Origin of the sequence: Luteibacter sahnii, assembly GCF_034063545.1 — a bacterium.
GTDB classification, from domain to species: Bacteria; Pseudomonadota; Gammaproteobacteria; order Xanthomonadales; family Rhodanobacteraceae; genus Luteibacter; species Luteibacter sahnii.
The window spans coordinates 143,206-166,481 of sequence record NZ_JAQLOK010000003.1; the positions used below are offsets into that span (position 1 = coordinate 143,206).

Here is a 23,276-nt window from a genome sequence, read left to right on the forward strand (position 1 = left end):
TGCCGGCTGCGACCCGATCGCCTCGGCGACCCCGACGCCGATCCGCGTTTCAGTTTCCCGCGCGTCGCACGTCTACATGGCATGCAACCCCGCTTTCCCGCCCCTCGCGCGTTCGACAGCCTCGCCGTAGCGCCTCGCCCCGGTAGCGAGCGAGGCGGGCTCCGTCTGGTTCTCGACCACCTGCGCCGCCGGTCCACGCTGCGTCGGCGGCAGGCGCTCCCGGAAAGCCGGCTCGGCTACCTGTTCGACAGCCTCGCGGGCTGGCAGCGCCAGGCGACCTGGTTGCGCCTGGTCGACGCGTCACGCGACCTGAGGGCCGTGGCCGAGCGCCAGCCCCACCTGTTCGAACGCTGGCGCGCGCCTCACATCTCCCGCGAATTCGACCTCGCGACGCGTGCCCGCATACTTGAAGCCCATTACCGCTTTGTCGAACGGGAATTCCCCGCCCGATTGCGCGACCGGCTGCTCAAGGGCCACGACGTACGCCTGGCCACCCTGCCACTGGGTCAAGGACAGATGGCTTACCTTCACGCGCGGGCGCCGGAAGACGAGCGCAGCGGCGAACTCGGCCTGTACCTGCTCAACGGCCAGAAAGAAGTCGTCGCATCCTGCGCGATCACCTTCGGCGGTGCCGAAGGGCTGTTGATCGGGGGCGTGCGTGGCGCGTGGGCCTATCTTGGACGGGCCGCCACCGCGCATTTCATCCGCGCCAGCGGTGGTGCACGTCCGCGCGATCTGTTGCTCGCGGTGGTCCGGGCCCTGGCGGCGCATTACGGCATCCTGCGCCTGCGCGGTGTCGCCGACGCGGCACGGCCGGTCGAACGACGCGGCAAGCTCATGGCGATCGCCAACGATCGTTTCTGGCGTCGCCATGGTGGACGACCGGGTGTGGCCGGCTGCTACGAGATACCCGCGCGAGACAAGACTAGCCCCACCGCGCGCGGCGACGCCTTCGGCCGGGATGCCTGCCAGGTCGCGCTGCGCGCTTTCGCGCGCCAGCCTCAGAAGTCGTAGCTGCCGGTGAGCAGCACCACGCGGCCCTGGCGGATCGGCACGAAGGTCTCGTCGAAATTCACCGCGTAGAGCGTGCGATCGAGCAGGTTCTTGACCCCGAGCGTCACCCGCCAGTTCGTGCCATACCGCGACACGTTCGCTTCCACGCTCGCCTGGCCCGGGATGCCGAAGTACTGACCGTCGGCCGTCGTGCGGCCCAGGCTGCGACTGCGCGCGACGACGCCGGCGGCGATGCCCCACGGTTTCACGGCGGCCTGGCCGAAACGGTAGCTGGCCCACGCGGCGGCCTGGTGCCTGGGCGCACCGGTGACGCGGGTATCGTCGTGATTGGCGATGCGCGTCTCGGTGAGGCTTGCGAGCACGTCGAACCCGGGCGCCACGCGGCCGGTGAATTCCAGCTCCAGGCCCCGGTTGGTCTGCCCCGGCCCCGGCGTGGCGAAGAACGGCGGTTCGGGCGAGACCAGGCTGACACTGTGGTCGACGCGAATGCGATACAGCGCGGCGGTGATCCGGGCCCGCTGGTCGAACAGGTCGAAACGGCCTCCCAGTTCCACCTGGCGTGAGGTGGCGGCGGGCAGGGGCTGGCCGTCCTTGCCGAGCAGCGGATTGGGCTGGAAGCCCACGGACGTGTCGGCGTAAAGCGATACCCCCGGTGTCAGCTTGTAGACGACGCCGAGCTTCGGAACCCAGCGCGACTTGTCGATGCGCCGGGGGCCGCCGTCCGGGTAGTGGGTCTCCAGCCGATAGTCCGTGCGGCGCAGGGCGGCCAACACGTTCCAGCGCTCGCCGATGGCGATCTGGTCCTGGAGAAACACACCGGCGTTCGTCTGCCACGAGCCGGCCAGCGGCTGCACGCTCACGCTGGCCTCGGTGTCGAGCACGCGCAGCCTGGCCAGGCCGTCGCTGATGCCGGTGCCGGTGCGCAGGTCGAAGGCGACCGGTCGCGTCGCGACGAACGAGTCGCGCTGCTCGGCGACGACCGACGACGCGCCGACCGCCGGCGTGGAGGTGTCACCGTCGCCCGAATGCGTGCGCGCCACGTCGACGCCCAGCAGCACGTCGTGGGTCACGTCGCCGTGGCGAAAACGGGCCGCGAGGTCGTTCTGCCATGTCCAGTAATCGGCCGAATAGCGAAAGCGCCGCGCCACCGTCGAGAACAGCGCGAGCGGCGCGGCGGGATCGTACGACCAGTTGCGGCCGCTGCTACGCTGGCGCACGTACTGGCCCTGGCTGTGGAAGGTCCAGTCGTCGCCCAGCGCCTGGTCGATCTCGAACACCGCGCGTGCGGTGCGAAACGCCGCCAGATCGCTCGGCGTGCCGGGGGGATCGCGATACGGCGATGCCGCGGACAGCGAAGGCCCCAGCAGCACGGTGTGCTCCGGCCCGGGCACGCGATTGTCGATGAACTCGAGCCCGCCCATCACGCGGGTGCCGCCGTGAGTCCACGCCAGCGACGGCGCGAGGTAGCTGGCGCGTCCCCCGCCATGCCCCTGCGGCGTGCTCGCCCCGCGCTGGCCGGCGGCGACGAGGCGGTAGGTGAACGCACCGTCCGATGTCGCCGGGCCCGCCAGGTCGAGGCCCAGTCGGGTACCGTCGTATTCCCCGACCGAGGCCGTCAGCTGGCGCACGGTGTCGGCCTGCGGCCGCTTCATCACGACGTTGATCGAACCGCCGAAGTTGTTGTTCTGCGAGGTATCGCCGAGGATCGCCTCCGGTCCGCGCAACACTTCCACCCGCTCGATGCCGATCAGCGGCGGCAGGTCTTCCGTGCGGGCCACGCCGTTGGGCATGCCGTCGGTCATCCCGTGGCCCGCGTCGAAGCCACGGATGAGGAACAGCGGCGAACTGCCGTAGCCGTCCACGTATTGCACGCCGGCGACGTAACGCGCCACATCGCCGAGCGCCACCGCCTGCTGCGATTCGATCACCTCGCGATTGACCACGCTGACCGATTGCGGCACGTCGACCAGCGCGGCCTCGCTGCGCGTCGCCGTGCGAGACGTGTCGGTCTTGAAGCCGTCCTCGGTGATCAGCCCCCTGACATCCACCGTCGCCAGGGGCACCACGCTGCCGCTGTCGAAGGCGACGCCGGGATCGAGCGGCGTGGCATCGCCCCGTTTCGGCTTCTGGCGCACGACCACGGTATGCGGATCGTACGCTTCACGTTCCAGATCGGTCCCCTGGAGCAATTCGTCGAGCGCGGCGTTGGGCGTGAGCACGCCCTGCGCACCGCTGGAGCGCCAATTGGCGATGGAGCCCGAGGCCGTGAGCACCTGCACGTTGGTCTGCTTGCCCCAGGCAAGCAGCGCCGTGGCGAGGGGCTGCGGCGCGATGGCGAACGACATCGCCGCACCGGGCACGCCCAGTGCGCCTGCGCCGCCGTCCGGGGCGTCGGACGCACCCGCGGGCAGCGCGAGAACCAGCGCGAAGGCGCCGGAGGTGACGCAGCGACGCCAGCGAACCCGGTACGGCAAACGGACGGTCCCAAACGAAGGTGTTTCAGCGCGGCCTGGCGCTCCGCGGCGTGGAGGTCTGTCGGGCGAGTTCGAGCCGGTCGGCGTGGGACTCCACCCTCACGGGAAACACGCGCGGGAGCGCGGCAACCCAGCTGTCGATGGTATCGACCCGCACCGTGCCGGTAAACGTCAGCTTGCCCAGGGAGGGGTCGGCCAGGCGGATCGGCCGTTTGCTGTAGCGGCTGACGTTGGCCAGCACGGAATCCAGCGGCTCGTTGACGAATTCGAGCCGGTTGCCGCGCCAGGCCAGCGCGCTGTCCGGGCTGGCGTCGAGGATGCGCATGGCCTGGGTCGTCGGGTCGTAGGACACCTGCCGGCCAGCGCCGAGTTCGATCGGGCCGAGATCACTGCCGCCCTGGGCGGGGGAGACCCGCACGCGCCCCTCGGTCACGGTGACGGTGACCCGCTCGCCGGTGCGGCGCACGTTGAAGGCCGTGCCGAGGTCGCGGATGCGCAGGGGCCCGGCGTTCACCACGAAGGGGCGTTCCGCGTGCGCCACGCGGAAGAAGGCCTCGCCCGCGTCCAGGTCCACCGCGCGCTCGTCCCGGCCGTAATGCGCCGTGACCGAACTGGCGCCCCCCAGTTCGATGCTCGATCCGTCGGGCAGGGCGATGTCGCGCCGGCCGGCCGTCTCGCTGGCGTACTGCCGGGGCGTATCGCCGGGATGGCTACGCCAGGCGAGGAAGATGGCCCCCGCCGCGACGGCCACCGCCACGCTGGCGGCGAGGCCGAGCGCGCGCCACGACGGGCCGCGGCGCGTGACGGCGGCTGGCGCGAAGCGGGCCACGAAGGCGGCGCGCTGGGCGGCGGTCATCGTACCCAGCCGCTCGGCGAGCGCGGCCACCCGATCAAAGGCCGCGGCGTGGTCGGGATGGGCCTCGAACCACGCGCTCCACTGGTGCCACGCCTGCTCGGGGAGGGCCGGATCGCGCAATCGCGCCCACCAGTCCGCCGCGACGTGGTCGATGCGCTCGTCCGGAGCGGGTTGGTCGGGCGCGGGAGGGAAGGGGGTCATCGGGGGCTCTCCGCGCGGTCGCGGCGTTCACGGCAGTGGATCAGCGCACGGCTGACGTGGTAGCGCACCATGCGCTCGCTGAGGTTCATGTCACGGGCGACCGCGTCGAAGTCGCGACCGTCGAGCACATGCATCACGAACGCGCGGCGGGTCTTGGGCGGCAGTTCGTCCAGCGCGTCGCGCAGGTCGCGCCATTGCTCCATCGCCGACGCGTGCTGCTCGGGGACGGGCGCGAGGTGCCAGTCGTCGTGATCCGGGTCGGGCGGCGCGGCGGACCGCACGTTACGCATGCGCAGGCGATCCACGGCGAGGTTGGACGCCATGCGGAACAGGAACGCCCTCGGCGAATCGATGGCGGTCCGCTCATCCAGCGTCAGCAGTTTCAGGTAAACCTCCTGGGCCACTTCCTGGGCGTCCGCCAGCGAGTTCAGGCGGGCACGCAGAAAGGCCACGAGCGCCGCGTTGTGCTCGCGAAACAGGGCCACGACCTGCGCCGCCCGCGTATCGCTGGCCGGCGGACCCGCCGGCTCGGTTGGATCCATGGTGTGCCTGACCGCGTTCATGGGCTGGGGAGGATCGTAGGTTCGCACGGTGGGAAATCGACGCCCGTACGGGCAGGGACGAACGCCGATTTCCGCACCGGCGAAACCCCTAGACGTGCGAGCCCACGAAAATTGAAATGGACCGTACGCACGGCCACCGGGGTGTCCCCACCGCGACTCGTGCCGAAAATCGATAAGGCGTTTGTAAGGGTAGGGACAGGGTCGTCCGCTAGCATGGGGAAGGTCCGACCCCCCCACGGCTTGCATGCTTTCCCACGACGAACGTTCCTCTCGCCGCGAGTTCGGCTGGTTCATGCTGATCGCCCTTGTGGTACTCGCCGCCGGCATCGGCCTGCGTGGCCCATGGCCGCCGGACGAGCCCCGCTTCGCCCTGGTCGCCCGGCAGATGCTCGAGTCCGGCCAATGGCTGTTTCCCCACCGGGGATCGGAACTCTACGCCGACAAGCCGCCCATGCTCATGTGGACGGAAGCCTTCTGGATGTGGCTCACCGGTGGCTGGCAAGGCGCCTTCCTGATGACCTCGCTGCTCTCGGGGCTGGGCACGCTCGCCGTGGTCTGGCACCTCGGCCGCCGCCTTTGGGACGCGCGCACCGGGCTGTACGCGGCCGCGATCGTGCTGTCGTCGATGCAGTTCGTCGAGGTGGTCAAGCACGCGCAGATCGATCCGCTCAACCTGTTCTGGATCACGCTCGGCAACGCGGGCCTGCTGCTGCACTGCCTGCGCGGTCCGAACTGGCGCATGTACTGGCTCGGCTGCTTCGCCGCCGGGCTCGGCGTGATCACCAAGGGCGTGGGCGTGATCGCCCTGCTCATGCTGCTGCCCTACGCGGTGATGCGCGTGCGGCGCTGGCCGGGCGTGACCCTCACCCGTGGCGACGGCTGGCGCTGGGCCGGCGGCGCGCTGGCCTTCCTCCTCGCCATCGCGCTGTGGCTGGTGCCGATGCTCGCCACGGCGTACGGCAAGGCCACGCCGGCCTACCTGGCCTACGTGCGCGACATCCTGTTCCACCAGACCGCCGATCGCTACGCCAACTCGTGGATGCACGAGGAAAAGCCCTGGTTCTTCCTGCTGGTGATCCTGCGCACGTGGATCCCCACCTGGCTGCTCGCCGTGTTCGTCGTGCCGCGCTGGCGCGAGGCCTGGCGCCTGCGCGAACCCCGCGTGTGGATGCCCCTGCTCTGGTTCGTACTGGTGCTGGTGTTCTTCTCGATACCGCGCGGCAAGCGCGAGATCTACATCGTCCCCGCGTTGCCGATGATCGCCCTGGCGATGGCGCCTTACGTCGGCGAACTGCTGAAGGCGCGCTGGTTGCAACGGCTGGGGTTCGCCCTGGCGATCGCCTGCGCGGCGGTGTTCGGCGGCGCGGGCCTGTGGGCCTGGAAGACCTCGCCCGCCGTCGCCCGCCGCCTCGCCGCCGGCTACGAGCTACCCGACAACGGCGCGGCCCTATGGCTGTGCGTGGCGCTCGTCGGTGCCGGCTTCCTGCTGTCGGCCGTGATCTTCCGCCCGCGGCGCGGCGTGGTGGCCCTGCTCGGCGGCATCGCCCTGGGCTGGATCCTCTGGCCCGTCACCACCTATCCGCTGCTCGACGGCAACCAGTCCGCCCGGCAGCTGATGACCCGGGCGGACGAGGCCATCGGGCCGGACGGCCAGCTGGGCCTGGTCTCGTGGCGCGAGGAAATCCTCCTGCAGGCGCGTCGCCCCGTGGCCGAGTTCGGCTTCGCCCGCGACGCGGCCCTGCAACTGCGCGATGCGCGTGCGTGGCAGGCCGCCGATCCGGCGCATCGCTGGATCCTCATCAACGACGAGGCGATCGACGCCTGCGTGGTAGACGGCAAGGCCCGGCCCATGGGCCACGCCAACCGCATGAGCCTGTCGTTGTTGCCCGCCGACGCCTGGCGCACCGGCTGTGTCGACGGCGCGAGCAAGGGGCTCCCGCCGGATGCGCCGTGACGCGCCCTAGCGCGCCGGGGCTTCCGCGCGGGTGCGCTTCAGCATGCGCTCGTACTTCTTCTTCGTGCGCGAGGCGTTGTGCGACCGGCTCATCGAGCAATGCGGAATCAGGTTCTTCTCGCCGAACCCGTCGATCATGACCAGGCGGGGTCCGCCACGCGAATCCTCGCCGTAGACCACGTTCCACGCGTGCAGGTCGGCCGCGATCACGTCGTGGGCCAGCAGGCGGGCGTAGAAATCCTCCAGGGCCGCCTGGGTGCGGTCGGTGAATCCCTCGGCCTGCACCCAGGCATGCAGGGTGGGCGCGAGGCCGCCGTCCGGCCCGCGCACTTTCTCGACCACCTGGCCCAGGCCGATGTCGGTCATCTCGATGCCGACCACACGGGCGAGGGGGGAGGTGGCGTAATCGCCCTTGTGCAGGCTGGTGACGTATTCGCGGAACTCGCGCACGAAATCCTTGTACGGGCCACTGCGGGCCAGGCGGCGGATCCACGGGCCGTTGTCCCAGCGTTCGGCGATGGAGGCGCCGGAAATCACCTTGATCAGCAGGTCCGGATCGTCCGGATGCGCGTAAACCTCGCGCACGTGTCCCTTGGCGATCGGTTCGGCCTGGGCCAGTGTGAACATCGTGGATCCTCGGGGGCCCGGTGAAGGACGCCGTAAGTTACTGACAGGGCATGGAGTGTAAAGTCGCGAATCCGTAACATGGCCGTTTTCCCACCCGCGCGGCGGCCACCGCGCTCCATTGCCGGATTCGAGCCTTGCGCAAGCTTACATGGCGTTTCATCGTCGCTGTCCTGGTTTTCCTGACGCTCTCGCGCGTCGGCCTCTCCCTGTGGCAGTGGTCGCGTGTCCACGACGCGGGCGGCCTGTGGCCGGTGATCTTCGGCGGCTGGCGCATCGATCTCTCGCTGGTCGCGATGGTGGTGGCGTTGCCCGCGCTGCTTTCACCGTGGCTGGGCCATCGCCGGTGGCCCACGCGACTCACCGCGTGGTGGTATCGGGTGTGGTGGCTGCTGTTCGCGCTGCTGGAAGTCTCCACGCCGCAGTTCATCGTGGAGTACGACACGCGTCCCAACCGCCTGTACTTCGAATACCTCACGAGCCCCCACGAAGTGCTCGCCATGCTCTGGCACGGCTACAAGCTGTCGGTGGGCCTGGGCCTCGTGGCGCTCGTGCTGATCGGCTGGATCGGCGTCCGCCTGCTTCCCACGCGCTCGCCCGACCGCCGTCCGATGACGTTGTGGCTGCGTCCGGTGGTGACGGCCGTGGGCTTCGCCGTGCTGTTTCTCGCCGCGCGCGGCACCTTGCAGCATCGGCCGCTCAATGCGTCGCAGGTGGCCTTCACCAGCGATGCGATGGTCAACACGCTGCCGCTCAACTCGCTCTACAACGTGCTCAACGCGGCGATGGCCCTCGAGAACGAGCGCTCGGCGGCAGCCGTCTACGGCAAGATGCCCGATGACCAGATGAACGCGATCGTGCGTGCCACCGCCGGGCTGCAGGGCGCGCCGCTCGATCCGCGCTATCCGAGCCTGCACCGCCAGCAGGCCACCCGCGCGGGCGACACACCGCTCAACCTGGTCATCATCCTCGAAGAGAGCCTCGGGGCGCAGTTCGTCGGCAGCCTCGGCGGTGCCGGTGACACGCCCGAACTCGACAAGCTGTCGAACGAAGGCTGGTGGCTCACCCGCACCTACGCCACGGGCACGCGCTCGGCGCGCGGGCTCGAGGCCGTGACCACGGGATTCATGCCGACGCCGGCGGAGGCGGTGCTCAAGCTGCCGCGCAGCCAGCGCGACTTCTTCACGCTGGGCGCGCTGCTCGATACCTTCGGTTACCACACGCGCTTTCTCTACGGCGGCGAGGCGCATTTCGACAACATGCGCTCGTTCTTCTTCGGCAACGGTTTCAACGAGGTGGTGGATCGCGCCAACTTCGAGACCAAGCCCGGTTTCGTCGGCTCCTGGGGCGCGTCCGACGAAGACATGTTCAACGAACTGCACCAGCGCCTGCTCGACGACGGCGACAAGCGCACGCTGACCGTGGCGTTCTCGGTGTCCAACCACACGCCGTGGGAATACCCGGCCGGACGCATCCAGCCGGAGGGCGACCCGGCCAGCAACGCGAACGCCGTGCGGTACGCCGACTGGGCGATCGGTCGCTTCTTCGAGCGCGCCAAACAATCGCCGTACTGGAACCACACGGTGTTCCTCATCGTGGCCGACCACGACGCGCGTGTGTTCGGTGCGAGCCTCGTTCCGGTGCGCCATTTCCATATCCCGGCGCTCATCCTGGGTGCGGGCGTGCCCGTGAAGAAAGACGACCACATCGTCAGCCAGATCGACCTCGCGCCGACGCTGCTCTCGCTCATCGGCATCAGCAGCGAACATCCCATGCTCGGTGCGGACCTTACCCAGCGCTATCCCGACCGCGCGATCATGCAATACGGCGACAACTACGGTTACCTGCGCAACGACACGCTCGTCGTGCTTCGGCCCAACCAACCGGTGACGCAGTACCACTACCGCGTCGACGGCGAGATACTTCAACCGGAGGCGGTCGACCCCACGCTGGAAAAAACCGTGCTGGCGCACGCGCTGTGGCCGAGCTGGGCTTACGGCAACCAGCGCTACCGCCTGCCGCCGAAGGCCGACGCAGCGAAGTAGACCCGCGTCGTTCGCCCATGGCCCGCTCCCCGCACGCGCGTTGCGGGGGCGGCGCTTGACGTCCGTCCCATGTCGATGGTGTACTACATGAACTAGTACACATGGTGCAGACAGATGGCCCGTACCCAGGCATTGCCCATCCAGATCGCCACCGGCGACCCGCGTCCCATCGGTCGACAGATCGTCGATGCCGTGCGCATGCGCATCGCCACCGGCGAGCTGCGCCCGGGTGCGCAGCTGCCCAGCGTGCGTGGTCTCGCCCAGCAGCTCACCATCAACCCCAACACGGTCGCCAAGGCCTACGCCGAACTCACCGCCGACGGCTGGCTCGAAGCGCGCCAGGGGCTCGGCCTTTACGTGGCCGAGCCACGCCAGCGCCTGAGCAACGCCGAGCGCGACCGGCGCATGGACGACGCCGTGCAGGCCTTCGTGCACGAAGTGGCCGCGCTCGACTACCCGCCCGACCGCGCGCTCGGGCGCCTGGAAAAAGCCCTCGCGGTGCTGCTGAAAAAATCCGCCTGAGCCCGGGCGACAGGGGATTTCCCATGAACGACACACCGGTCATCCAGACGCGCGCGTTGTGCAAGCACTACGGGCGGAAGATCGCCATCGACCAGCTCGATCTCACGATCGGGCGGGGCAGCATCCACGCCATCGTCGGCGCCAACGGCGCCGGCAAGTCCACGTTGTTTCGCATCCTGCTCGGTTTCCTCCCCGCCAGTTCGGGCGAGGCGTTCATCCTCGGCCGCGACTGCCGTGCCCTGACGCCGGCCGACCGCGCACGCATCGGCTTCGTCAACGAGGACCACACGTTACCGGGCTGGATGACGGTCGATGCGATCACCGCCATGCACCGCCGACTCTACCCGTCGTGGAGCCAGTTGGCGTTCGACGAAACGATCGGCCACTACCATGTGCTGGGCACGCAGAAGATCGCGCAGCTTTCCCGCGGCGAGCGGGCGGGCGTCAACCTCGCGCTGACCCTCGCCCAGCAGCCGGAATTGCTGGTGTTCGACGAACCGACCCTGGGCCTGGACGTGGTCGCCAAGCGTGCATTCCTCGAGACGTTGCTCTACTCCAACGCCACGCGTGATTGCACGGTGGTCTACTGCTCCCACCAGATGGAAGAGATCGAGCGTGTCGCCGACAACCTGATCATCATGGAGCGCGGTGCGTTGCGGCACATGTCGCCCCCGGACGATTTCCGCGCTCGCGTCTGCGCGTGGGTCGCCGATATCCCGTTCCGCGGCCCCGATCCACGGCTCGTGCCCGGCCTGCTCGAAGCGCAACGCATCGACGGCCTGCACCACTATCTCGTGCTGGACCAGGGCGACGACTTCGCCGACTTCCTACGTGCCTGCGGCGCGCGCACCGTGCACGCGATGCCGGTCAGCCTGGACCGTGCAGTCAACGGCTTTCTGGCCAAACACCACGCCATGCCCCACGCGGCCTGAGGAGGCAGCATGTTCGACATCGCCCGCGCCGAATGGGGTCGCTACCGCGGTTGGATCGCCGCCTATGCGATCGCCCACCTCCTGCTCCTGGTCTTCTTCGGTCGCATCGTCGATCTGGGTCAGCAACCGCTCACCGTCTACCGCGCTTTCGCCGCCGGCTACGGCCTGACCGGCCTGCTCCTGGGCATGCACCAGATGGGCACGTGGCGCAAACCCAACGCATGGCTCCAGCTGCTGCATCGCCCGCTCGCACCGTCCCGCATCGCCATGGCCCTGATCGTGACGGCCACGACGGGTCTCGTCGTCGCCGTGGCCCTGCCGGTCGCGTTGACGCTCGCGTGGCAGCTGTGGGGCAGCGCCCGCGTGGTGGACCCGCGCCACGGGCTGCTGCCGCTGAGCGCGCTGTCGATCGCAGCGTGCGGTTACCTCGCGGGCGCCTACGGCATGCTCGCCGACCGCCGCTATGCCGCCAGCGGACTCGTGCTGCTGCTATGGATCGGCGCCTCGCAGGCCACCGGCGTCGGTGCCCTCGGCATCCAGGCCCTCGCGTGCGCGTGCGGTGTCGGTCTGGTGCTGGCGGCGTTTCGCCCCGACCTGGGCTCGCCACCCAAGACGCTCGCCACGATGCTGCTCGTGACGGTGCCTGTGTTGTTCGGCGCGTACGTCGGCATCCTGCTACTCGGATTCCTCAGCGAGCTGGCCTGGATCATGCTCGGTTCGCATCCGGCGAACATGGCGCTGCCGCCCGCGGGTGGCTTCACCCAGGCCGAGCGCATGACGCCACGGGATCGCCTGCTCGCGGGCCTTGCGCCGGCCACGCTCGGCGACGTGCCGCTCTGGCGCGAGCAGGTCGCGCTCTCGGACGTGCACGCGATCGGCCGGCAGCTCGGGGAACTGCCCTGGCGTGGACAGATCAGCAACCCCGGCGGCAACGGGTTCGACGCCGACCCGACCCGTGTGCACTGGACCTTCCGCCACGCCACCCTGCGCTACGCGGGCCGTCACGTCACCGACGGCACATCGGCGGGGGCCCTCGGCGTGGGGCTGGACAACATGCCGTTTCCGGCGGTCGCGAGCGTCGCGGGTGAGTTTCCCGGCGGGGCTGCCGGCGACCGGGCGATCGTCGTGGCCAACACGCTCTATCGATACGTCGCGTCCGTGGGACGGGTGGTACCGCGCATCGCCTTGCCCGGCGGCGAGTTCGTGCTCGGTATCACGCCGGTCGGCGGAAGCCTCGTCGTGCTGGGCGACCGCGCGCTGTACGTCGTCGACGGGCGCCACCTGGCCGACGGCGAGGGCCTTGTCTCACCGCGTCAGCGGGTGCCGCTGCCGGGCATGCCGGGTGACCTGTCGCGCATCGACCTCGCGGAACTGGTCGACGGTTACCTCGTCTCGCTGACCTTCACGGCGCACGCCTCCGATCCCTTCGGCATCGCGCCTTTCCAGACCGTGCTCTGGGTCGACGACGCGGGCAAGGTCACGCCGGTCGCCACGCGCTCGCTCGGGGAGGACTACCCCGCGGCGTTCCGCTACCGCGGCTGGTGGCCCTCGCCGGCGATGTATGCGCTACGCAAGGCGGGCACGCAGCTTTTCGCCCACGCCGATCCCACCCAGCACGCCGACGCGTCGCCGCTGCCGGATACGGTGCGAACGCTGGCCGCGTCGTCGATGCTTGCCAGCGTGTTCGCCGCCGCGTGGCTGGCCCGGCGCCGACGGCTGCGTCCCGCGCCGGCGCTGGCCTGGATCACGGCCTGCGGCGTGATCGGTCCGCCGGCCGTGGTCGGCCTGATGTTGATCGTGCCGATGCCGGAACACGTACCGGCGAGCGTCGCCGCGATCGCCTGACCCGTCACCAGGAGTCCGCTCATGATCCCGTTCCGGCTCTGGCTGGGAGCGCTCGTCGCGCTCGTCTTCGCGATGCCTGCCGCCGCCCGTGACGTTCACGAGGCGCTACGCGTGGAGGCGGCTCGCCCCGTCGCACCGCGCATGCCTCGCGCGTCGTTTCTCCAGCAGGCGCCGGTGACCGATGTCACGCTGTCGCCCGACGGTGGCGCCGTGGCCTTCCTGCGCGGCGACACGCGATCGCGTGGCGTCTGGTTGCTCGACACGGCGACCGGCGGGGAGCGCATGCTGCTGGCGCGCACGAACGTGACGGGCCTGGCATGGACTCACGATGGACGCTGGCTGATCGTGGTGGCCGGCGAGCGGCTTTCCGTGCTGCCCGCGCTGGGCGCCACCGGCGCACGTGTGCTCACGTCGCTGGGCGGCGCGCCGCGCCGCGAGTTCCTGGCGGCCGATCCGTTCCAGGCGGCGGTGCTCGTGCGGGAGCGGACGCTGGACGCGCTGGGCCGTCCCTCCGGCTGGCGACTCTCGCGCATCACCGTCGATGGCCGGGTATCGACGCTCGACGAGGATCCGCAACGGATCACCGGCTATGCCTTCGCCGACGGGCGCCTGGCCTATCTGCAACACCTGCGCGACGGTCGACTGGCGACGACCCGCCTGGCCGCCGACGGTTCGCGCCATGACGTGCTCCTTTGCGGCACGCTACGCCGGTGCAGCCTTTGGCCGGTGGTTGCCGCCGACGGCAGCGTGGCACTCGTCGGTGACGTCGGCGGCGACCTGCGTCGCCTGCAACGACTTCGCGCGGACGGTTCGCTCGTCGAACGTGCCGCCGATCCCGACGGCGAAGCCGACGTCGACGAGGTGGTGCCCGATCCCGGCGACGGACAACCCGGGATACTGACCTTTCGCGGTGCGGTCGTTCACAGCGTGGCGCTGGACGACACGACGCGCGACCGGCTCGGCGCGATCGCGCGCCAGCTGCCCGATCGCGCGCTCACGTTCGCACCGGGGCGATCGCACTGGCTGGTGACCGAGCGCGGCGGTGCATTGCAGGGCGCGCGCTACCATCTGTTCGACACCGCCACCGGGACACTGACAGGCATTCTCGACGACGCGCCCCTGGGCGCGCGCGACGGCCGTCCGGGCAGGTGGCTGCCGGTCGAAGCGCTGGCGCGGCAGATTCCGTTCGACTGGACCGCATCCGATGGCCGACGCCTGCACGGTTTCGTTCGCGTGCCGCCGGGTCGCGTCGCGCGCGATCTGCCGATGGTGGTACTTGTGCACGGTGGACCCTGGAACCACGTCGCGCCCGACGATTTCGGCAGCGGCTACGCGGCCTTTCTCGCCCATCGCGGTTACGTGGTGTTCGAGCCGAACTTCCGTGGATCCACCGGCTTCGGCCGCGACTATTTGCTGGCGGCGGGCGGCGACCTCGGCAACGGCCGCGTGCAACGGGATATCGAGGACGGCGTGCGCGCCCTGCTGCGCGCGGGCGCGGGTGATGCGAACCGCGTCGCCATCGTCGGCGCATCGTTCGGCGGTTACGCGACGCTGCTCGCGCTCACCTGGCAGGGCGACCTGTTCAAGGCCGGCGTGGCGATCGTGCCGCCGGCGGACTTCGCGTGGGACCTGACCTGGATCGGGCGTACGCGCGAAGGTACCCGGCTGTCGCGCGAGCTACCGTACGAACAATGGATGGCGGCGATGTCGCTCGATCCCGGCGACGGCGTGGCGATGTCGCGCCTGCACGCACAATCGCCGCTGTCGAACGCCGCACGCATGCATCGCCCCCTGCTGATGATTGCCGGAGGCGCGGACCAGCGGGTGGCGCTACGCGGTGTGCTCGCTTACGCGGCCCGGCTCCGCTTGCTGGATCGCCCCGTGACGTTGCTGGTGGATCGCGACGCGGGCCATACGGATGCCGGCGACCTCATGCGTGAGGTCACCTTCTACCTCACGGCCGACATGCTCCACCGCCAGATCGGTGGCGATGCCGACGATCCGCCCGATGCGGCGATGATCGACGACATCCGCACGAACACCCTCGTGCCGCGTTAGTTGCCGCTCAGGTTGTTATTCCGAGCGTGCGCCGCACGACCTCGGCCAGCGACGCCTGCGAGTACGGCTTGGCCAGGCGTGGGAGGTCCAGCTGCATGCCGGCGGGTAGTTCGGCATAGCCGGTCGCCATCACCACCGGCACGGACGGCCAGCGCGAGCGGATCTGCGTGGCCAGCTGCGCGCCGGTCATCCGCGGCATCGCATGGTCGGTAATGACCAGGTCCACCGCGGTGCGTTCGAGCACGCGCAAGGCGTCGTCGCCCGATGGCGAGGAGAACACGGTGTAGCCGAGGTCTTCGAGCATCTCGACGGTCGTGGCGCGCACCAGGTCGTCGTCGTCCACGCTCAGCACCGTGTAGGCCCGATCGGCCGGCGGCGACGGCTTTTTCGTCGCCGTGGAGGTCGACGGGCTGAGGGCATCGGCGGGGCCTTCGGCGGCGGGCAGCCATATCTCGGCGGTGGTGCCTTCGCCGGGCACGCTGCGCAATCGCAGCGCGCCACCGGATTGTTCGGCCAGGCCGTGCACCATCGACAGGCCCAGCCCCGTGCCCTTGCCCACGCCCTTGGTGGTGAAGAAAGGCTCGGTCGCCCGCTTGAGGGTGGCGTCGTCCATGCCGTTGCCCGAATCCATGAGCGCGAGCCTGACATAGCGGCCGGGGGCCAGGGGTGCCGAGGCGTCCGGCAACCATGCCTCGTCCGTGGCGATCACCAGACGACCCGCGCCATCCATCGCGTCGCGCGCGTTGACGGCGAGGTTGAGCAACGCGGTTTCCAGTTGGTTGGCGTCTACCACGACCGGCGGTAGCGGATGGCCGAAGCGCGTCTCCACCACGATCGTCGTGCCCAGCGACCGCTGCAGGAGGTCGGCCATGCCTTCGACGAGCTCACGCAGGTCGACGCGCTGCGTTTTCAGTTCCTGCCGCCGTGCAAAGGCCAGCATGCGCGCCGTCAGCGCACTGCCGCGTTCGGCACCGGCGCGCGCGTTGTCGAGCAGGCGCAACAGCAATGGTTCGGGCGGCAGGCGTTCGCGAAGCAATTCGAGGCTGCCCTGCACGGCCATGAGCAGGTTGTTGAAATCGTGGGCGATGCCGCCGGTGAGGCTACCGAGGGCCTCCATTTTCTGCACCTGCATCAGGGCCTGTTCGGCCTTGAGGCGAGCGGTCTTCTCCACGGCCTCGGGCACCATCGCGGTCACCTCGCCGCGTTCGTTCACGACGGGGCGCAACGAGAAATCAAAGGCGCGTACGCCGGTCGGCAGGTTCAACGTCATGCCGAGGTTTTCGCTGCCGCCCGCCGCCACGCGCCGGACCGCCGCTTCTACCGCCTCCGGCATGCCCGGCGTGTCCGCGAACCATGGCGTGCGCCAGAAGGGCAGGCCCACGACGTCCTCCAGGCGTGCCTCGACGCCGGCCAGCGCGGTGCCGTTGATGTACAGCAACGTGCCGTCGGTCGACATCAGGCCCTGGTAAAGGTGCGAGGTTTCGAAAATGGTGCGGATGCTGGCCTCGCTGCGCTCCAGCGCGGCGGTGCGTTCGGCGACCTTGGCTTCGAGCTCTTCGCGGAAGCGACGTTCGCCGTCGCGCACGGTCGCCTCGGCACGCACGCGCTCGATGTGGGCCCAGCTGCGCTGCGTGACTTCGTTGAGCAGGGCCAGGTCGCGTCCCGTCCAGCGCCGGGGCGTCGCGTGGTGCACGCCCATCAGCGCCGTGAGCCTGCCTTCCTTGACCAAGGGCATGCAGATGGAGGCGCACACGCCGACCGCGCGGAAGGCGAGGGCTTCATGATCGGGAAGCTCGGTGTCCACGTCGTGGATCACCAGCGCCTGGCCGGCGGACAGATCGCCGACGGCACGGCTGCCGAAGTCACCCAGACGGTAACGGCCGACGAGGCTGACCGCGTCGGCCAGCTTCCACTCGCCGCGGATCGTGAAGGCGTCTTCGTCCGGCTCCATGTCGGCGTACGCGCAGATGGACACGCCGAGGTGTTCGCCCAGCATGCGCGTGGTGATCGCCATGATCGCGTCGGCGTCCGTCGCCTCCGTGGTGCGCTTGCCCAGTTCATCGAGGAAGCGCAGGCGTTCTTCGCTTTCGCGCACGCGCTGCTCCGCCCGCACGCGCTCGGTGGTTTCCACCACGATCGCGATCACGCCGCCGGGAGTGCCGCTTTCGTCGAGCACGGGCGAGTAGTCCAGGTTCATCCACACCGGCTCCGGTTTGCCGTGCCGTTCAAGGGTGAGCTGCTGGTCGCGATAGGCGAGGGTGCCGCCGGCCAGGCCCACGCGCATCACGTTGTCGTTGAAGTCGGCGACTTCCGCCCAGCCCTTGCGCACTTCCGTTCCGAGCAGCTGCGGATGGCGGCTACCGGCGAAGACGGAATAGGCATCGTTGTAGATCATGATGCCTTTCTCGCCCCACAGCAGCACGATCGGCACCGGGGAGAGCAGCAGCAGCGCCGTCGCCGTGCGCAGGCTCTGCGGCCAGCGATCGGGCGGGCCCAGCCCGGTGGGGGTCCAGTCGTAGGCGCGGATGAGCGCGCCCGTCTCGCCGCCGGCATCCAGCCAGGAAAGCGTGGTGTCGGTGTCCCGGGGAGATGACGTCTGGCTCATCGACATGAAGGTAGGCAAGGTCGCCTGGGAGTGTAAGCAGGCCAGGCGTGACGGATTCCGCAAGAACGTGGGCCGATGGCGTCACTGGGCCATGCGCTGGCGCGCCCGGTCCAGTTGCTCGCACAGGGTGACGACGCTGGGCAGGATCGAGGGCGACGGCAGCGCCAGGGTCGGCGCGTCCAGCGTGAGTACGTTGCCGTACCGTACGGCAGGCAGGAACGTGCTGCGTTTCCAGCCGTCGAGGGTGTCGGCGTCGGCGCCCGTCGTGACGATCGCGTCGGGTGAGCGCGCGAGCACGGCTTCGCGCGTGACCGTCGGTGCGGCCTGGGCCAGGTCGGCGAACACGTTGTCGCCCCCGCACAGGTCGAGGGCGTCGTCGATGATCTGCGCATGGCCGACGGTCATCAAGGGGCGATCCCAGACCTGGTAGAACACCTTCAGCCGGGGGCGATGCGCGTAGGTGGCGCGCAGCCGGGCCAGCGTGGCATCGAACGTCGCGGCGTTCGCCGCGGCGACTGCGCCGGTGCCCGCCAACGTGCCGAAAAGGCGTACCGCGGGCGCGACGTCGGCCAGCCGCGTCGTTTCGGCGTAGAACACCGGCACGCCGAGGCGCGTGAGTTGATCGACCTGCGCCGCCGGGGTGCCGCTCTTCCAGACGATCACGATGTCCGGCCGCAGCGACACGATGCGTTCCAGGTCGATCGTGGTGGCGTCGCTCACCACCGGCACGCGCCGGGCGGCGTCCGGGTGGTCGCTGAAACGCGAGGTGCCGACGACGTAAGCGCCTGCGCCGGCCGCGAAGAGCGCATCGGTCACGTTCGGTGCGAGGCTCACGATGCGGTGCGCCGGATGCGGCAGGGTGACGGTACGCCCGGCGTCGTCCACGACGCTGACCGCCGCGTGCGCGGTGCCGCAGAGGAAAAGGGCGATCGGCAGGAGGCATCGGATCATGGGCGGTCGTCCGTCAGTCGCGCGGCGCGGAAGAACCGTTCGCCGTCGAGTTCGATACCGTGGATGGGATGGTGGAAGGCGGCGCTGAGGTGCTCGCTGGTGATCACCTCGCGCGCCGGACCGGCCAGCGCATGGCCGCGCCCGTCGAGCAGGATCGCGTGCGTGGCGTGCTGCGCGGCCAGGTTGATGTCGTGCACGGTGTAGAGCACCGCGCGACCATCGCGCTCTGCCGCGCGCAGCAGCTCGTGCAGCGTCTTCATCTGGTGGTGCAGGTCGAGCGACGACAACGGCTCGTCGAGCAGCATGACCTCCACGTCCTGGGTGAAGAGCGTGGCGATGTTCACGCGCTGGCGCTCGCCGCCGGAGAGCGTGGTGATGTCGCGTCCGGCGAGATCGTCCAGCTCGAAGGTCGCGAGGGCCCGGCGGATCGGCGCGTCGTCGTCGTCGCCCCAGGCCCAGAACGGCAGCCGTGGATGCCGCGCGGCGGCGAGTGCGTCCACCACGGTGAGGCTGAAGGCGTCCACGATCGACTGGGGCAGGAAGCCGCGCCGCCGGGCCCGTTCCATCGGGGTATACGCACCCACCTCACGCTCGCCCAGCCACACTCTCCCGCCGTCGGGATCGCGCAGGCCGGCGAGGGTGCGCAGCAGGGTCGACTTGCCGGCGCCGTTGGGGCCCAGCACGCCGTAGACCTGTCCGGGCGCCACGTGCAGGTCGAGCGAGTCCACGAGCGTGCGGCCACGCACGACCAGGCGGAGCGCCTCGGTGCGGAGCACGGCGCTCACCGGCGATGGACCAGCAGGAAGAGAAACGTCGGCACGCCGATGACCGCCATCACGGCGCCCACCGGAAGCTGGATCGGATCGGCGACGACGCGCGAGATCGTGTCGGCGACGACCACGAGGATGCCGCCGCCGATCGCGCTGGCGGGGATGAGCACGCGCTGGTCGTTGCCGATGAGGCGACGCAGCGCATGCGGCACGACGAGGCCGACGAACCCCACCGTGCCCGCGGTCGTGACGGCGACGGCGGTGGCGAGGGAGGCGAAGGCGAAAATGGCCGACTTCACGACGGGAGGCCGGACGCCCAGGGCACTGGCCGATTCCTCGCCGCGGGCCAGCAGGTTCAGCTGTCGCCCCAGCGGCACGATCGCGAGCAGGCAGGCGAGCAGGCAGCCCACCGGCAGGGCCCACCACGCCACGCCGCTGAGGTCGCCCATCATCCAGAACAGCATGCCGCGCAGGTTCCGGTCGGGCGCGAGCACCAGCATCATGCTGACGATCGCCCCGAAGCCGGCGGCCAGCATGACGCCGATGAGGATCAGGTCGGTCGCGTCGTCGCGATGCGCCGCGCGCTGGCGCGAGAGCAGGTCTCGGTGCGCGAGCACGAACACCGCCACGCAGGCGAACAGGGCGCCCGCCGCGGCACCGAAGGCGACGATCACCGTGCCCGCACCGGCCAGCATCGCGCCGAGGGCACCCACGGCGGCGCCGCCGGACAGGCCCAGCGTGTAGGGATCGGCCAGCGGATTGCGCACGAGCACCTGCATGAGGCAACCGGACATCGCGAGCAGGCCGCCCACCCCGAACGCGGCCACGACCCGCGGCAGGCGCAGTTCCCACACGATCGCGTGCATCGGCGTGGGCGCGGGTCGGATCAGCGCGGTCCAGGCGTCGCCCATCCGCGTATCGGTGCCGCCCAGCAGCACGGCCAGCAGCATTACGCTGACGGCGAGCAGGCCCATGAGGCCCCACAGGCGCACGGCCGCCCCGAAGGACGTGACGCGCGGCGTTCGGGGGATCGGGGACTGGGTCGTCACGTCGTCGATGGGTCGTGGGGGCCCATCAGGATAAAGGAACGACGCGATCCGGGTGACCCCGGCCGTCAATCCAGCGGCCGGACCCAGATATCGCGAAAGCTGATCGGCGGCGACGGGTCGCCGTGGGCCTGGAGCTTGATCGGGGCGTCGGTATACGGCGTGTAGGATGGCTTGCCGATGTAGCGCGTTTCGCCGGTCAGCCGGGTGTGGTTCTGCACGAGTACGCCGTTGTGGAACAGCGTCACGTAGGCCGGCGAGACGAGCGTGCCGTCGGCGGCGAACACCGGGGCCGTCCAGACGATGTCGTAGGTCTGCCATTGGCCCGGCGGGCGCATGGCGTTGGCCAGCGGCGCCGACTGCTTGTAGACGCTGCCGGCCTGGCCGTTGACGTAGGTGGGGTTGTCGTACGAATCCATGATCTGGATCTCGTACCCTTCGTCGCCGGGACCGGTGGAGGCGAGGAACACGCCGCTGTTGCCGCGGGCCTGGCCTTCGCCGGTGACGTTCTTCGGCACCTGCCATTCCAGATGCAGCTGGTAGTTGCGGAAACGCCGGCGGGTCTGGATGTTGCCGGTCGCCTTGTCCACCGTCAGCACGCCGTCGTGCACCTTCCAGCGCGCGGGCGAGCCGTCCCTGGAGGCCTCCCATGCGGACAGGTCGTGGCCGTCGAACAGGCGCACCGCGTCGGATGGCGGTTGGCCGGCAGGCGTGCCGGGCGTCACCACGGGCGGCACCGGGGTCCACTGTTCGGTGGCCTTGGGGTCGTCCTGGGCGAGGGCCGGCGTGCCGGCGACGGCGAGAACGCACAGGGCAGCGGGCAACAGGCGGGTGGTGTTCATACGGTGCAGATCCGGAAAGCCTCGGCGAACGAAGCGAAAGGGTCGGAGGCCGTGGGCATGAACTCGTGCGCGATGTAGCCCTGGAAGCCGGTGTCCGCGATGGCTTTCGCCACGGCGTGGTAGTTGAGCTCCTGGCTGCCGTCGATCTCGTGGCGTCCCGGGACGCCGCCGGTATGGAAGTGGCCGATCCACGCGAGGTTGTCGCGGATCGTGCGGATCACGTCGCCCTCCATGATCTGCATGTGGTAGATGTCGTAGAGCAGCTTGACGTTGGGCGAACCGATGCCCTTCATCACCTCCACGCCGAACGCCGTGCTGTCGCCCTGGTAGCCGTGGTGGTCGACCTTGCTGTTGAGCAGCTCGACGCAGAGCGTGATGCCGTGCTCCGCGGCGAAGGGCGCGATCTTCGACAGGCCGGCGATGCAGTGGTCGGCCGCCTGGCGATCGTCGATGCCGGGCTTGCGATTGCCGAACATGGTGATCATCCGGGTCAGCCCCGCGCGCTGCGCCAGCGGGATCGTGCGTTCGAGTTCCTTGATCAGCGTGGCGTGGTTGGCGGGATCGTTGAAACCCATCTCGATGAAATTATCCCGTTTGGCGGGATACCCCATGGTCACCGCGAGGCCGCTGTCGGTCACCGTCGACCACTCGTCGGCGTAGAGCAGGTCCACGCCGGCGAAGCCGATCGCCTTGAGACGTTTGCACAACTCGGGCAGCGGGGCCTTCGAGGTCCAGCGGCTGAGCGACTGCTTCAGGCGCCCCGGCGGCGCGGGCGTCGCCGATGGCTTGCCCGATGCCTGCGCGGCGGTGACGAGCGGCATCGCGCCCACGGCGGCGACGGCCGTGGCCATGTGGGCCAGCGCGGCGCGCCGGGTGAAGCCCGATGAGGTGTCGGCCATGTCAGTCGTCCAGTCCCAGTAGCTGCCGGTTGAAGGCCGTGTCGCTGCCGCTGGCGGCGAAGTCGTCGAAGGCGCGCCCGGTGACCTTGATGATGTGATCGCGGATGAACGGGGCCCCTTCGGTCGCGCCCTGCTGCGCGTCCTTGATGCAGCACTCCCACTCGAGCACCGCCCAGCCGGGGTAGTCGTATTGCGCGAGCTTGCTGAAGATCGCGCCGAAATCGACCTGGCCGTCGCCCAGCGAGCGGAACCGGCCGGGGCGGTCGATCCAGTCCTGGTAGCCGCCGTACACGCCCGCGCGCCCGTTCGGGCGGAACTCGGCGTCCTTCACGTGGAAGGCGCGTATGCGCGAGTGGTAGACGTCGATGAACTGCAGATAGTCGAGCTGCTGCAGCACCATGTGGCTCGGATCGAACAGGATGTTCGCGCGCGGATGCTGGTCCACCGCATCGAGGAACCGCTCGAACGTGGCGCCGTCGTGCAGGTCTTCACCCGGATGCAGTTCGTAGCAGACGTCGACGCCCGCGTCGTCGAACGCATCCAGGATCGGCCGCCAACGCCGCGCGAGTTCCGCGAAGGCTTCGTCGACGAGGCCGGCCGGACGCTGCGGCCAGGGATAGAACAGGTGCCAGGCGAGCGCCCCGGAGAACGTCGCATGCGCGGTCAGGCCCAGGCGGCGGCTCGCCTGGGCCGCGAGCTTGAGCTGTTCGACCGCCCAGGCCTGGCGAGCCTGCGGCTTGCCGCGCAGCGCCGCCGGGGCGAACCCGTCGAACAGGCGATCATAGGCGGGGTGGGACGCCACCAGTTGCCCTTGCAGGTGGGTGGACAGCTCCGTCACGGCGAGCCCGTGCTCGGCGAGCATGCCCACGACGTCGTCGCAATAGGCCTGGCTGGCGGCGGCCTGCTCAAGGTCGAACAGGCGGCGGTCGTTGGAGGGGATCTGCACGCCGACGAAGCCGAGCGACGCCGCCCACCGGGCGATCGACGGCAGCGAGTCGAACGGCGCCTCGTCCGAGGCGAACTGGGCGAGGAAGAGGCCCGGGCCTTTGAGAGTCTTCATGATGTCGTTCGCGGT

The 23,276-nt window shown here is 69.8% G+C and carries 17 protein-coding genes and 1 pseudogene; 7 read left to right on the forward strand and 11 right to left on the reverse strand.

Translation table 11 applies throughout. The annotated features are described in order from the left end of the window. Window positions 1-81 precede the first annotated feature (81 nt). The gene (locus PI246_RS11000) at window positions 82-1,014 is read left to right on the forward strand and encodes a DUF535 family protein (RefSeq protein ID WP_320551341.1); all 933 of its coding nucleotides are present in this window, start codon (window positions 82-84) and stop codon (window positions 1,012-1,014) included. Here PI246_RS11000 and PI246_RS11005 read toward each other — a convergent pair. From PI246_RS11005 to PI246_RS11015, 3 genes are read right to left on the reverse strand one after another with little or no spacing between them, the layout of a single operon-like run. Next, on the reverse strand, window positions 1,002-3,488 hold the full coding sequence (locus PI246_RS11005; protein WP_320551342.1) for a TonB-dependent siderophore receptor: 2,487 nt from the start codon (window positions 3,486-3,488) through the stop codon (window positions 1,002-1,004). The genes PI246_RS11000 and PI246_RS11005 overlap by 13 nt on opposite strands. A 25-nt stretch (window positions 3,489-3,513) precedes the next feature. Continuing rightward, complete coding sequence (locus PI246_RS11010) at window positions 3,514-4,545, reverse strand: FecR family protein (RefSeq protein ID WP_320551343.1); 1,032 nt, start codon at window positions 4,543-4,545, stop codon at window positions 3,514-3,516. Beyond that, window positions 4,542-5,087 (reverse strand): RNA polymerase sigma factor, encoded by a 546-nt coding sequence (locus PI246_RS11015; RefSeq protein ID WP_320551344.1) that lies wholly within the window; start codon window positions 5,085-5,087, stop codon window positions 4,542-4,544. Before PI246_RS11015 ends, PI246_RS11010 begins: the two co-directional genes overlap by 4 nt. Window positions 5,088-5,400: 313 nt before the next feature. Here PI246_RS11015 and PI246_RS11020 point away from each other — a divergent pair, with 313 nt between their 5' ends. Next, window positions 5,401-7,062, forward strand: coding sequence for an ArnT family glycosyltransferase (locus PI246_RS11020; protein WP_320551345.1), 1,662 nt, complete (start codon window positions 5,401-5,403; stop codon window positions 7,060-7,062). A 6-nt stretch (window positions 7,063-7,068) separates the two neighbouring features. Here PI246_RS11020 and PI246_RS11025 read toward each other — a convergent pair whose 3' ends face one another. Continuing rightward, on the reverse strand, window positions 7,069-7,689 hold the full coding sequence (locus PI246_RS11025) for a YrbL family protein (RefSeq protein ID WP_320551346.1): 621 nt from the start codon (window positions 7,687-7,689) through the stop codon (window positions 7,069-7,071). Window positions 7,690-7,823: 134 nt separating this feature from the next. Between PI246_RS11025 and PI246_RS11030 the strand changes: the two genes are divergently transcribed. The 5 genes from PI246_RS11030 (at window position 7,824) to PI246_RS11050 (ending at window position 15,088) form a co-directional block, all read left to right on the forward strand. Further along, window positions 7,824-9,731 (forward strand): LTA synthase family protein, encoded by a 1,908-nt coding sequence (locus tag PI246_RS11030; RefSeq protein WP_320551347.1) that lies wholly within the window; start codon window positions 7,824-7,826, stop codon window positions 9,729-9,731. A 114-nt stretch (window positions 9,732-9,845) separates the two neighbouring features. Next, window positions 9,846-10,253 (forward strand): GntR family transcriptional regulator, encoded by a 408-nt coding sequence (locus PI246_RS11035; protein WP_320551348.1) that lies wholly within the window; start codon window positions 9,846-9,848, stop codon window positions 10,251-10,253. A gap of 23 nt (window positions 10,254-10,276) precedes the next feature. Further along, entirely contained in the window at window positions 10,277-11,185 is a 909-nt protein-coding gene (locus PI246_RS11040; RefSeq protein ID WP_320551349.1) for an ABC transporter ATP-binding protein, read from the forward strand. A 9-nt stretch (window positions 11,186-11,194) separates the two neighbouring features. Continuing rightward, window positions 11,195-13,030: a hypothetical protein gene (locus PI246_RS11045; protein ID WP_320551350.1), complete on the forward strand. Its 1,836-nt coding sequence runs from the start codon at window positions 11,195-11,197 to the stop codon at window positions 13,028-13,030. A 21-nt stretch (window positions 13,031-13,051) separates the two neighbouring features. Next, window positions 13,052-15,088, forward strand: coding sequence for a S9 family peptidase (locus tag PI246_RS11050; protein ID WP_320551351.1), 2,037 nt, complete (start codon window positions 13,052-13,054; stop codon window positions 15,086-15,088). Between the two features lie 7 nt (window positions 15,089-15,095). Here PI246_RS11050 and PI246_RS11055 read toward each other — a convergent pair whose 3' ends face one another. The 7 genes and pseudogenes from PI246_RS11055 to PI246_RS11085 all read right to left on the reverse strand — a co-directional run bounded on the left by PI246_RS11055 (window position 15,096) and on the right by PI246_RS11085 (window position 23,261). Continuing rightward, on the reverse strand, window positions 15,096-17,711 hold the full coding sequence (locus PI246_RS11055; RefSeq protein WP_320551352.1) for a response regulator: 2,616 nt from the start codon (window positions 17,709-17,711) through the stop codon (window positions 15,096-15,098). Window positions 17,712-17,774: 63 nt separating this feature from the next. Next, window positions 17,775-18,644, reverse strand: coding sequence for a cobalamin-binding protein (locus PI246_RS11060; RefSeq protein ID WP_320551353.1), 870 nt, complete (start codon window positions 18,642-18,644; stop codon window positions 17,775-17,777). Next, window positions 18,641-19,390, reverse strand: a pseudogene (locus tag PI246_RS11065) (ABC transporter ATP-binding protein); the annotation flags it as partial. The pseudogene PI246_RS11065 and the gene PI246_RS11060, both read right to left, overlap by 4 nt. Window positions 19,391-19,425: 35 nt before the next feature. Next, on the reverse strand, window positions 19,426-20,463 hold the full coding sequence (locus PI246_RS11070) for a FecCD family ABC transporter permease (protein ID WP_320551355.1): 1,038 nt from the start codon (window positions 20,461-20,463) through the stop codon (window positions 19,426-19,428). Window positions 20,464-20,528: 65 nt separating this feature from the next. Further along, window positions 20,529-21,302, reverse strand: coding sequence for a 3-keto-disaccharide hydrolase (locus PI246_RS11075; protein ID WP_320551356.1), 774 nt, complete (start codon window positions 21,300-21,302; stop codon window positions 20,529-20,531). Beyond that, the gene (locus tag PI246_RS11080) at window positions 21,299-22,201 is read right to left on the reverse strand and encodes a hydroxypyruvate isomerase family protein (RefSeq protein WP_320551357.1); all 903 of its coding nucleotides are present in this window, start codon (window positions 22,199-22,201) and stop codon (window positions 21,299-21,301) included. Before PI246_RS11080 ends, PI246_RS11075 begins: the two co-directional genes overlap by 4 nt. A 1-nt stretch (window position 22,202) precedes the next feature. Continuing rightward, window positions 22,203-23,261: a sugar phosphate isomerase/epimerase family protein gene (locus tag PI246_RS11085; RefSeq protein WP_320551358.1), complete on the reverse strand. Its 1,059-nt coding sequence runs from the start codon at window positions 23,259-23,261 to the stop codon at window positions 22,203-22,205. Between the last annotated feature and the right edge of the window lie 15 nt (window positions 23,262-23,276).

Excerpts from the sequence above, each read along its gene's own strand:
- PI246_RS11000 (WP_320551341.1), top strand. The coding sequence starts at position 82 with ATGCAACCCCGCTTTCCCGCCCCTCGCGCGTTCGACAGCCTCGCCGTA.
- PI246_RS11025 (WP_320551346.1), bottom strand. The coding sequence starts at position 7,689 with ATGTTCACACTGGCCCAGGCCGAACCGATCGCCAAGGGACACGTGCGC.
- PI246_RS11045 (WP_320551350.1), top strand. The coding sequence starts at position 11,195 with ATGTTCGACATCGCCCGCGCCGAATGGGGTCGCTACCGCGGTTGGATC.
- PI246_RS11040 (WP_320551349.1), top strand. The coding sequence starts at position 10,277 with ATGAACGACACACCGGTCATCCAGACGCGCGCGTTGTGCAAGCACTAC.
- PI246_RS11020 (WP_320551345.1), top strand. The coding sequence starts at position 5,401 with ATGCTGATCGCCCTTGTGGTACTCGCCGCCGGCATCGGCCTGCGTGGC.
- PI246_RS11060 (WP_320551353.1), bottom strand. The coding sequence starts at position 18,644 with ATGATCCGATGCCTCCTGCCGATCGCCCTTTTCCTCTGCGGCACCGCG.
- PI246_RS11010 (WP_320551343.1), bottom strand. The coding sequence starts at position 4,545 with ATGACCCCCTTCCCTCCCGCGCCCGACCAACCCGCTCCGGACGAGCGC.
- PI246_RS11015 (WP_320551344.1), bottom strand. The coding sequence starts at position 5,087 with ATGGATCCAACCGAGCCGGCGGGTCCGCCGGCCAGCGATACGCGGGCG.
- PI246_RS11085 (WP_320551358.1), bottom strand. The coding sequence starts at position 23,261 with ATGAAGACTCTCAAAGGCCCGGGCCTCTTCCTCGCCCAGTTCGCCTCG.
- PI246_RS11080 (WP_320551357.1), bottom strand. The coding sequence starts at position 22,201 with ATGGCCGACACCTCATCGGGCTTCACCCGGCGCGCCGCGCTGGCCCAC.
- PI246_RS11050 (WP_320551351.1), top strand. The coding sequence starts at position 13,052 with ATGATCCCGTTCCGGCTCTGGCTGGGAGCGCTCGTCGCGCTCGTCTTC.
- PI246_RS11035 (WP_320551348.1), top strand. The coding sequence starts at position 9,846 with ATGGCCCGTACCCAGGCATTGCCCATCCAGATCGCCACCGGCGACCCG.
- PI246_RS11075 (WP_320551356.1), bottom strand. The coding sequence starts at position 21,302 with ATGAACACCACCCGCCTGTTGCCCGCTGCCCTGTGCGTTCTCGCCGTC.